The sequence below is a fragment of the Rhodomicrobium sp. genome (assembly GCF_047605405.1).
Classification (GTDB): Bacteria; Pseudomonadota; Alphaproteobacteria; order Rhizobiales; family Rhodomicrobiaceae; genus Rhodomicrobium; species Rhodomicrobium lacus.
Genome location: NZ_JASGFR010000068.1, coordinates 1 through 8438, shown reverse-complemented (window position 1 = coordinate 8438; position 8438 = coordinate 1). Strand labels below are relative to the sequence as shown.

Below are 8438 nucleotides of genomic sequence, written 5' to 3'. Positions count from 1 at the left end.
CACCTAGACCTGCGAACGCCGAACAAATCACGACACACTTTTCCCCACGCGCGGCATGAAGAGGTCGCCATCGAAGCCCGCATCGGAATTTGCGGCCCCGTCGCGGGGTCGCGGTTTTCTGCGATCAGCCCTGAAAGGCCGATCGCAGGAACCTGTCACGCATAAGTTTAAAGATAGGGGCACGGCCGTTCGTAGCCGTTCAGATCGATATAGGTGCCGGTGTTCGGGTTGAAGGACCGGAACGTCGCGGCACAACGACCGTAGCCGTCATCATAGGCGCCGGGCGGCGGAGCGGCATAAGCGCGGTTGGCCTCGTTGGCGATGATGGCGCCGCCAATGATCGCGCCGGCAATGCCAAGTCCGACGGCTGCACCGCTGGGACCGCGATGACGGTTCCCCCAGTGACGACCGCGCGGGCCGGGACCGTATCCGGGGCCGGGCTTCGGGCCTGGTTTGAAACCGGGTTTGTGGTGTTTCGGACCGCCGGGATATTGTACGGTCATCGCGCCCGAAGACATTGCGCTCTCCAGACCGGACACAAGCGGAGCCGAACTAGCAGAATACGACGCCAAGGTCATAGCAGCACCAAGCGCCGCCGCCGCGCAGGATACTTTAAAAGTTTGGGACATGTTAACCCTCTCTGAACACTAAACTGCCCAACGCACCAAAAGATAAGATGGTTCCGCAGCTCGGCCAAGGGTTGAGCATATTACCGTTTATTTACCATGAAAAAGCGGCCACGCCGAGCGACAGCGTTGCGATGGTGGTGAGCACGCCCCGCACCCGCCCATACCAGGCAGGCAGCGGCAATGCGGGTGGGGCGGCCCTTTCGACGAAAAACCAGACCGTGAGCGCCAGCGCGAGGATGCCGAGACCGTCGGGGCCGCCGCTTACCGCGCCAATCCACGCCATCAGGGACGGAATGGCTGCCAGCCCGTAGGCGCTCCAGCTCGCCTGGCTTTCGTCCACCACAGCGAACCCCCAACGGACACCGCCGAGAAACGACAGCACGATGGCGCCGTAAACGATCAGCGCGGAAGCGGCTTCAGCCCTGATTTCGGGCGCCAGACACACGGCGAGGGCGCCCATGGTGAAAGGAAGAAGGCAGGCAAGCCCGATAGCGCGCGCCGGAAAAGGCATGGCTTGAGAGGCTTTCACGTTCGACGGCACCGGCATTGCGATTTCCTCCGCGCGGGGAAATTATTATACGCGCCATTAATTTACCGCAGACGCCATGCTTGAAACTTGCGCCGCTGCAGAGCTTCGCAAAAGCGGCGCGTAAGCATCGGATTTTGAAGTGGACCTTTTCGCTTTTCTCGTTGCCCTGCTGGTCGGGGCCGTCTTCCTCACCCGTGTCGCCGCCAAGTTGTCGATGCCCTATCCGGCGCTGCTCGCGCTCGGCGGGGCGGCGGTCGGGTTGCTTCCGAACATACCCCGCTTCGAACTGGATTCGCAGTTCGCGCTTCTCGTGTTCGTCGCCCCCGCTCTTTTCATCGCCGCCTGCGAGGTTTCGCCCCGCGATCTCAAGGATAACCGTCTTCCGATCGTGACGCTGGTGGTCGCCGCCGTGGCGGTCACGACCGCCGCCGTAGCGATGGTCTTTCACTCCCTCGAACCTCAGGTGCCCTGGGCGGCGGCAATCGCACTCGGAGCGATCGTTTCGCCGCCGGATGCCGTGGCGGCGACCGCCGTGCTGCGGCAGGTGAGAATTCCGCACCGGATCCTGCAAATCCTCGAAGGAGAGAGCCTTTTCAACGATGCCAGCGCTCTGTTGATTTTTTCGATTGCCGTGAGGGTCGCGACCCAGGGGAGCGACGACATCGCCCCCGTCGCCTTCGCTTACGTGCTCAGCATCTTCGCCAGCGTTGTGGCCGGGCTTGCCTGCGTGTGGCTTTGTGTGCGGCTTGTGGCCTTCGTCCGCGATCCCGCGTCCAGCATCGTGCTTCAGTTCTGCGCGGTGCTTGGCGTTTGGATGCTGGCGGAGAAACTGGATTTGTCTCCGGTCTTGACCATCGTCGCCTTTGGGATCGGGCTGATGCGTTTTGCTGTGCCGGGCACGGATACGGTCATCCGCGTCCAGTCGCGGTGGGTCTGGCGCACCGCGATCTTCTTCACGAACGTTCTTGGGTTCACGCTGCTCGGCTTTCAACTCGGACCGCTTCTTTCGCCGCTCACGCCGGCAGAACGGTCGCATTACTTCGTGGTCGCGCTCATCGTCCTCGCGACGGTGATCCTTGTCCGCCTCGCCTGGGTGCTGACTTTCAACACGGTGCTGCGTTCGACCTATCGCGCGTTTCCCAGCAGGGCGAACCGGATGTTCCTGAGGCCATCTCTGCGCGGCAGCCTGGTTGTCGGGTGGAGCGGCATGCGCGGCGTGCTGACGCTCGCGGCTGCCCTTGCCTTGCCGGCCGGATTCCCGGAGCGCGAACTCATACAATTCGTGGCTTTCGTCGTTGTGCTCGGAACGCTGCTCGCTCAGGGGCTGACCCTTGCGCCGCTTGTCCGCATCCTGAGGCTGCCGAACGACAATCAGGTCGATGCGGAAACCGCATTTGCAAGAAGGAAGGCGCTGGAGGCGGGGCTTCAGGCGCTTGAGGGAGAGACGTCCGCCTACGCCGATGCGCTGCGGATCGAGTATAACGCAGCCTTGGCCAGGTGGAACGACACAGGCGCGCTTCTCGCATCCGGATTGCCGACGATGGAGGCCAGCGAACACGATCTTCTGCACCAGCGGACGGTCACCGCCTCGCGTCAGGCGCTGGCGAAACTGCTGACGAACGGTCAGATCGGCACGGAGGCGTATTTCCGGGTCGAGGAGGTGCTGGACCGAACCGAGCTTTACACCTCGCGCTCGGTCTTCAGGAGTTGATCCCTTTTCAGACGACGGCGTTTTCGCCCCAGGCTCGGGCCACCGCGTTCACCAGGCGACGAGGGGGTGCCGGCTTTGTCAGCACCTCGGCCAGGGGCCACTCTCGCCTGAGCTTGTCCACCTCGGCGTAACCGGTGTAGAAAACCACGCCAACGCCACGCTCCGTGAGAACACGCGCCGCCGGGAAGACCTCCTCGCCGCGCAGGCTTACGTCGAGCAGCGCTGCGGACATCGGCGTATCGGAGGCAATGGTCATCGTGTGCTTCAGCGTGACGGCCGGCCCCAGGATCACCGCCCCCGCCTTCTGCAGCATGATGCTGATATCGAATGCGAGGATCGCGTCGTCCTCGGCTACGAGGATTTTTGCTCCCTGCAAGGGCATTTCAGAATCGGAACTCATTCTGTCCGCATATCCAAAGCGAGAAATATCCAACCAATTTGGGGTCACTTGCAAAAATTCCAAATGAGACCTGCGAGTAGGTTTCCTGATGTGCCGACTTTTTCCGCGGTCCTTTCGGAGAATTGTTGGATTCAGCAAGCGAAATGGAGCTGAGGTTGTACCATGGTATGCCACCAATCGCAGTGAAACCCTGTGTTGTGATGAACCGTTTCCTAGTGCGGCGCCTTCAGTCCCGCTCTCTTTTGAACGCATGCTCTCAAACAATCGTATACGTCCGCAATCGCGTTGCGGACGGACAGTGCAAGGCCCCCCGATCCCCTTGAGGCCGCAGCGGTTCGAAGCGTGGTCTTGGCGAGCCCGCAAGCGGTCGTCTGTTGTGAGATTCGGAGCCGAATTTTGCGGGGTCCACGGCGAGGGCGGCCTCCCGCACCGCATCGTGTCGGCCGCATGAATGCCTATGATTAATAACGACTTTTTCCAATGCTCCGCGTTCGGAACACATCACGCCGTCGGATTTTTCTCCCCTCGCGAAAAAAGGGCTTGACCTCGGGGCCGTTATAGCCACTTAAAGCAGCTCGATTGCGAAACGATTGCGCCACATCAGGGCGCCGGGGAGGTGACTTCTGCTCATAAAGGCTGCGACTTGGGTCGGGACTTGTTCCGTCTCCCGTATGCTGAACGTGCAGAAATAGCCTGTCTGGCAAACTCCGCATCGCGCGGTGAAGCGTTCGTCAGCAGCATCGGATTAACTCTTAAATGGGAGGTCCCATGCGATGGACATTTACCCGACGCCGGCGGAGGTTCTCCGCAAGCTTCAAGTAGATCGCCCCGTACTCGGATTCCGTCCGCATGCGGCAGCTCGTGCTGCGCGCTGGTTTCTGGACAATTTTCCGGGAGAGACGCTTTATGCGGTCAAGGCGAATGATTCGCCAAAGGCCCTTAATTCGCTCTTCGGCGCGGGGATCCGGCATTTCGATGTCGCTTCCGCAACGGAGCTTCGCACCATTGCGAATCTGCCGGGCGCGAAGATGCACATCATGCATCCGATCAAATCGCGAAAGTTCATCTCCGAAGCGTATTTCGACTTCGGCGTGAGAACCTTCTCGCTCGATTCCGAAGCCGAGCTCGAAAAGATCCTTGCCGTCACCGGCAACGCGAAGGATCTGACGCTCGTCGTGCGTGTAGCCTGTCCTTCGACCTACAGCGAGATTTCGCTTGAGGGCAAATTCGGCGCGCAGTGGAGCGATGCCCCGGATCTCATCCGGCGCACGCGCCAGAATGCGGAAGCGCTCGGCGTGTCGTTCCACGCCGGGTCGCAGATGATGTGCCCCGAAGGCTACGGCCAGGTGCTTCGCACCGTGTCGAAGCAGATCGCGCGGGCGGCGACGCTCGTCGACATCGTGGATGTCGGCGGCGGCTTTCCCTCGGTCTATCCGGGTCGCGAGCCGCCCGCGCTCGATGCCTATATGGACGAGATCCGCGACGCGTTCGACCAGATGCTCGTCACCTATAACTGCGAACTTTGGTGCGAGCCGGGCCGCGCCCTTGTCGCCGAGTCCGAATCCGTGATCGTGCGGGTGGACAGCCGCCGGGGCAATACGCTCTTCATCAATGACGGCGCGTTCGGCACCCTTTACGATGCGGCGCATTGCAAGTGGGTATTTCCGACCCGTGCCTTCGACGCAAACGGCCACGAGATGAGCGGTCGCAAGCGGGAGTTCGACCTTTACGGCCCGACCTGCGATAGCGCCGACTATCTTGAGGGGCCGTTCCTGCTGCCCGAAAACATCGATGAGGGCGACTTCATCGAAATCGGCAATATCGGTGCGTATGGTCGCGTGATGGCGAGCCACTTCAACGGCTGCGGCTATTATGACGAGGTGGTTCTTGCCGATGAGCCGATGTTGTCGATGTATGGCGAAGATGTCGGAGCAACGTCGATATCGGCAGCGCTTTAGCTTTTTGCCTGCAACTTGACTTCCAAGTAAAGCGAGAGCTCGACCTTCCAGGCCGCCGGACTTTTTCCCGTCCGGCGGCCTTTCGCGTTCTGCGACCTGAAGCTTGTCTTGACAAAAACGTGAAGAAAATCTGTCGCGCCTGCGCAAATTCTTCGCGGGATCAGCGGAACCATGGCGGAAGCGGGCTGTTAGCAGCGTAAAGTCTCAGTCTGAGACTATGCAAACGGTATGATAGGAGCTTGAATGGCCTCCCAAACTCCCAAGAAAGGTTCGACCTCGAACAGAGGTTTCGCCTCCATGGACGCCGAAAAGCAACGCGCCATCGCTTCGAAGGGCGGGCAAAGCGTCCCGAACGAAAAGAGAAGCTTCAGCCAGAACCGCTCGCTTGCCGCCGAAGCCGGTCGCAAGGGCGGTCAGAACGTGTCGGACGAAAACCGCAGTTTCTCGCGAAACCGCGACCTCGCCGCGCAGGCTGGCCGTAAGGGCGGACAGGCGAGCCACGGGGGGAAGTCCCGTGAAAGCCGCTCGCAAGTCTGACGCTTACGCACCAAGACGATCCGTCTCATAAGAAACCCCGTCAGTTGGCGGGGTTTTCTTTTGGTTCTGGACAGTGCTGCGGGGCAGCCGGAAGGGCGCGCTCGCTTCGGTCAAAGCCAGACCTTCATCGATGGGCCTCGTCAGGATCGATTGCTCGCTTCGTCATCGAAGGCCATGAGCCAGCGCGCTTTCGATAAAAGAAGATACGGAAGGCGCCCCGCGGCTACAGCAAACTCCTATCGAAAGGCTTCAGCAGCGAATCCGGGTTCCGCTGTCACCGCTTTTCAGCACCTGTTAGGGCGGATTCCGGCCATCATGAATCGCCTTGGGGAATTTCCACTCGGCGCGAATTCTTGACCGGTTCGTGCTGGTCGAAGAGGCAGGGCGTAGCGCCTTCGACGGTGATCCGCGAAGCCCAATTTGGATCTTTCCTGAAAACAATGAGGGTGGCCCGGCGAACGAAAGCGCAGATAAGACCCTCACTGCCCCGATCGATCAGGACAGCAGCTGCAAGCCAGCAGCGCGCTGATAATACTCGCTACCGCGCATCAGATCCTGATGGCTGCCGAACGCCTTTACCATCCCGCCTTCGACCAGCGCAATCTTGTCGGCCTGCCGCACCGTGGAAATTCTATGCGCAATGACAAGGATGGTTTTCTTCCCCGCTTGTGAATGCATGTATCCGCGAACGAGTTCTTCATTGTCGGCGTCCAGGGCAGACGTCACTTCATCGAACAGAAGTATGGGGGCGTCCTTGATAATGGCGCGCGCGATGTTGAGACGTTGCGCCTGCCCGCCCGATATGAGGGAGCCGAGTTCACCCACGAATGTCTCGTACCCATTCGGCAGACCTGCAATGAAATCGCTTAGCCCCACCGTCTTGCAGGCTTCATCGATTTTTTCCTGGGAAACGCCAGCTCGTCTCAGTGTCAAGTTCTCTCGAATCGTCCCGCTGAAGATGAAGTTCGATTGCCCGACATACGCGATAAGGTCTCGAAGCTCGGGAACTGGAATTGTTTCTATCGGGCTGCCGCCGATGCGGATTTCGCCCGATTGATGAGGGTGGAAGCGCAAGAGTAGTGAAAACACCGTGGATTTTCCTGCGCCCGAAGGGCCCACGAGGGCGATCATCTCTCCGGGCTTCACATCGAGCGACAGGTTCCGAAGGACGTCACCGCCCGAATTGTAAGCGAACCGAACATCTTTCATCTCGATCGCCATCCCCACCTCGGATTTCGCTGGCGGTGCCTTTTGGATGCCAGCGACATTTGTCTGGTCCGGCTCGTTGTCGGCCAGCAGGTCATGCACCATCCCGACGCCAACAAGCGACGTCTTTAGAGAAACCCGAAGTTGGCTGAGCCGTCGTGCCGGATCGAGCGCGAGAAGGAGCGCCGTTACGAACGAGAGAAACGTCCCCGGATCGTAGACGCCATAAACGGAGCGATACCCCGCGTAAAGAATTGTGAGGCCGATGCCGACGCCGCCGATTGTATCGATGATGGGCACGGGGGCAGTCTGAAGCGCGGATACCTTATTCGATCTGTCTTTAATACTCTCAATAACCGTGCCGACCTCGGACTTGATAATCGTCTCCAGATTGTATGACTTTATGACCTTCACCCCTTGCACGACTTCCCGCACGTGCTTGTTCAGCTCGGCGACCGAGAGCATCTCCTGCTGCATCAGTGCCTTGATACGTTTCAGCAGACGTGTGATCGCAAAAAAAACGGCTGGCACGGCGAGCAGGCAGATCAAGGTCAGCGTAAGATCTTGAGCAACCATGACAACAAGGAGTGCCAATACGGTTGCTCCATCGCGCGCACCGTTCAAAACAACCTGGTTGAGAATGGTGCCAAAAGACGATGCGCCCATATTGGTCCGCATCGTGAGGTCGTCCGACGAATAGCGCTCGAAGAAGCGCACACGCTGAGCCAGGATATGAGACAGTATTCGCTCTTGCGTGCGTGCGACCATATCATTCGCGATGCGCGCTGAAAGCACGGCTTGCCAGTATGACGAAGCGCCTTTCGCAATGAAGAGCGCGACGATCATGAGAAAGAGGGGAACCAGATACTGGCCCTGTTTATTCACAAAAAAATCGTTAACGACATCGCGCACAAGCCACGCGGCCATGGCAGTGGCATAGGAAGAAATTCCTATCAAGACAAAGATGATGGCATATTTATATTTGTATAAGGGAAAGTACGATTTAAAAATAGAAACGAACACCCGGAAATCGTCATCTCCGAATACCTTGAATAGAGAAATAAACTTCGAACGAAAAGTGGTCATAATTTCAGCTCTGCCCTTGCCCTTCCAAGTCGAAATTCGGCATTTAGGCCAATAAAATCTAATGATGGCCCCGTCAAGGTATTCGACTATTTTTTCGCTCGTCGCCCGCACGCTCAATACCAAATGCCATGCGCGTGCCGGTCCCCGGGCCCACGCCGCCTGCGCCAGAGGGCTCTCACCTCCAGTATTTATCGATGGTTAAATTGCCGGTGCGGTTGTTTCATTCGGCCATATACGCCGATGGGATCCTGCGAGTCGGGTCGAGATCGGCGCGCAACCCATGCCCGCTTCCAGACGATCAGCCTCTTTTTCAAAGGGGGGTAATGTTGGTAGCGGAGGAGGGACTCGAACCCCCGACACGCGGATTATGATTCCGCTGCTC

7 protein-coding genes are annotated in these 8438 nt (G+C 59.1%); 3 read left to right on the top strand and 4 right to left on the bottom strand.

Going from position 1 to position 8438, the window contains the following annotated elements:
• Positions 1-167: 167 nt before the first annotated feature.
• Together QM659_RS16625 and QM659_RS16620 are read right to left on the bottom strand one after the other, a co-directional pair.
• On the bottom strand, positions 168-518 hold the full coding sequence (locus QM659_RS16625) for a BA14K family protein (RefSeq protein ID WP_245434056.1): 351 nt from the start codon (positions 516-518) through the stop codon (positions 168-170).
• Positions 519-720: 202 nt separating this feature from the next.
• Positions 721-1176 carry a DUF3429 domain-containing protein gene (locus tag QM659_RS16620; protein ID WP_127078262.1) on the bottom strand — a complete coding sequence of 152 codons (456 nt, stop codon included), beginning with the start codon at positions 1174-1176 and terminating at the stop codon, positions 721-723.
• Between the two features lie 121 nt (positions 1177-1297).
• Here QM659_RS16620 and QM659_RS16615 point away from each other — a divergent pair, with 121 nt between their 5' ends.
• Positions 1298-2869 carry a cation:proton antiporter gene (locus tag QM659_RS16615; RefSeq protein ID WP_415189276.1) on the top strand — a complete coding sequence of 524 codons (1572 nt, stop codon included), beginning with the start codon at positions 1298-1300 and terminating at the stop codon, positions 2867-2869.
• A 7-nt stretch (positions 2870-2876) separates the two neighbouring features.
• Here QM659_RS16615 and QM659_RS16610 read toward each other — a convergent pair whose 3' ends face one another.
• Positions 2877-3269 carry a response regulator gene (locus tag QM659_RS16610; protein WP_303484282.1) on the bottom strand — a complete coding sequence of 131 codons (393 nt, stop codon included), beginning with the start codon at positions 3267-3269 and terminating at the stop codon, positions 2877-2879.
• 773 nt (positions 3270-4042) lie between these two features.
• On the opposite strand from QM659_RS16610, the gene QM659_RS16605 reads away from it, so the two are divergent.
• Both QM659_RS16605 and QM659_RS16600 read left to right on the top strand, forming a co-directional pair.
• Positions 4043-5227 carry a type III PLP-dependent enzyme gene (locus tag QM659_RS16605; RefSeq protein ID WP_415189275.1) on the top strand — a complete coding sequence of 395 codons (1185 nt, stop codon included), beginning with the start codon at positions 4043-4045 and terminating at the stop codon, positions 5225-5227.
• A 243-nt stretch (positions 5228-5470) separates the two neighbouring features.
• The gene (locus QM659_RS16600) at positions 5471-5764 is read left to right on the top strand and encodes a general stress protein (protein ID WP_013419904.1); all 294 of its coding nucleotides are present in this window, start codon (positions 5471-5473) and stop codon (positions 5762-5764) included.
• A 495-nt stretch (positions 5765-6259) separates the two neighbouring features.
• On the opposite strand, the gene QM659_RS16595 is transcribed toward QM659_RS16600, so the two are convergent.
• Complete coding sequence (locus tag QM659_RS16595) at positions 6260-8056, bottom strand: ABC transporter ATP-binding protein (protein WP_415189274.1); 1797 nt, start codon at positions 8054-8056, stop codon at positions 6260-6262.
• Between the last annotated feature and the right edge of the window lie 382 nt (positions 8057-8438).

Excerpts from the sequence above, each read along its gene's own strand:
- QM659_RS16605 (WP_415189275.1), top strand. The coding sequence starts at position 4,043 with ATGGACATTTACCCGACGCCGGCGGAGGTTCTCCGCAAGCTTCAAGTA.
- QM659_RS16600 (WP_013419904.1), top strand. The coding sequence starts at position 5,471 with ATGGCCTCCCAAACTCCCAAGAAAGGTTCGACCTCGAACAGAGGTTTC.
- QM659_RS16625 (WP_245434056.1), bottom strand. The coding sequence starts at position 518 with ATGTCTTCGGGCGCGATGACCGTACAATATCCCGGCGGTCCGAAACAC.
- QM659_RS16610 (WP_303484282.1), bottom strand. The coding sequence starts at position 3,269 with ATGAGTTCCGATTCTGAAATGCCCTTGCAGGGAGCAAAAATCCTCGTA.
- QM659_RS16595 (WP_415189274.1), bottom strand. The coding sequence starts at position 8,056 with ATGACCACTTTTCGTTCGAAGTTTATTTCTCTATTCAAGGTATTCGGA.
- QM659_RS16620 (WP_127078262.1), bottom strand. The coding sequence starts at position 1,176 with ATGCCGGTGCCGTCGAACGTGAAAGCCTCTCAAGCCATGCCTTTTCCG.